Source organism: Falsiroseomonas oryzae (genome assembly GCF_027856955.1).
Taxonomy (GTDB): Bacteria; Pseudomonadota; Alphaproteobacteria; order Acetobacterales; family Acetobacteraceae; genus Falsiroseomonas; species Falsiroseomonas oryzae.
Genome location: NZ_JAPSMD010000773.1, coordinates 1 through 1,405 on the forward strand (window position 1 = coordinate 1; position 1,405 = coordinate 1,405).

General features: G+C 76.2%; 2 protein-coding genes. Both read left to right on the plus strand.

What is annotated here, in order from left to right; translation table 11 throughout:
• Positions 1-565: P-loop NTPase family protein (locus OZN99_RS31550; protein ID WP_270939143.1), on the plus strand; the 565-nt coding region annotated here is incomplete at its 5' end.
• Positions 562-1,405 (plus strand): MlaD family protein (locus tag OZN99_RS31555; protein WP_333779800.1); only part of this gene is annotated, 844 nt, incomplete at its 3' end. The genes OZN99_RS31550 and OZN99_RS31555, both read left to right, overlap by 4 nt.

The following is a 1,405-nucleotide window of genomic DNA, read 5'->3' on the forward strand; positions in this document are numbered from 1 at the left end:
GGACCCCGGCATGGCGCGCGCGCTGGCCGAGCTCTGCGCGGGGCTGCCGGCGCTGGCGCAGGGCGTGGTGCGCTTCCTCGGCCGCGCCTGGCACACGCTCAAGCGGCGGGAGGCGGAGGCGCTGCGCGGGCGCATCGGGCTGGCGCCCGGCGATGGCGGCTGGATCCCCCACCTGTCGGTGGAAGACAACATCCTGCTGGCGCCGCGCCACCATGGCGGCGCCACGCAAGCCGAGCTGCGGGGCGATGCGGAGGCGCTGGCGCGGCATTTCGGGCTCGACGGCATCCCCCAGACGACGCCGCACGAGATGACCCGGCTGGACCTGGCGCGAGCCGGATGCGCCCGCGCCTTCCTGATCCGGCCGCGCCTGCTGCTGCTGGAGAGCCCGCTGGACATGGAAGCGGCGGATGCGCTGGTCGCGCCGCTGCGCGCCGCGCTGGAGCGCGCGCTGGCGGATGGCGCCGCGGCGATCTGGGCGACGCGCTCCCGCCACGCCTGGGAGGATCCGGACTTCCCCGCGACTCAGCGATTCCGCCTGGGGAGTGAGGGGCTGGTGCCGGCATGACGGAAGAGGACCGCGTCAGGCTGCGCCACACGGACCGCTTCGTCGGCGCGCTGGTTCTGCTCGCGCTCGCGGCCTTCGGCTTCGCGCTGCTCCAGCGCAGCGTCATCAGCCAGTGGTTCGCCACCGGCAGCGAGCTGGTCGTGCTGCTGCCGGAGGAAGGCGTGGCGGGCCTGGCGGCAGGGTCGGAGGCGGAGGTGCTCGGCACCCGCGCGGGCTCCGTCCGGCGCATCGTCATCGCGCCGGAAGGGCGCATCCGCGCGGAGCTGCGCATCGAGGACCAGGCCAAGGTGTTCATCCGCAGCGACAGCGAGGCGACGGTGCGCCGCCGCTTCGGCGTGGCGGGCCCCGCCTATCTCGACATCGCGCGCGGGGAGGGCGCACCGCTCGACTGGGAGGCCGCAACGCCGCCGGTGATCGAGGCGCGGGTGGAGGCGGCGGCGACCGAGACCGCGGGCGCGCTGCTGGAGGACCTGCGCCGCCGCGTCTTCCCCGTGCTGGACGACCTGCAGCGCGGCATGCGGTCCTTCGCCGAGGCGGCCGAGCGGCTGAACCGCGGCGAGGGCACCGTCGGCAGACTTCTGGTGGACGAGACCATCGCGCGGGAGGCGGAGGAGGCGGCGCAGCGCCTGAGCTCCATCCTGGGCACGCTGGAACAGGCGAGCCGGGAGGTGCGGGTGGTGACCGCCTCGCTCTCCGGCGCGGAGGCGACCGGCAGCACGAACGGGCGCGGCGGCCGCAACGGCGCGCCGGAGGGCAGCCTGCCCTCCGTGCTTGGGCGCGCCGACCGCACGCTGGCGCTGCTGGAGCAGTCGGCCCGCGACCTGGCGCGCGCCAGCCCCG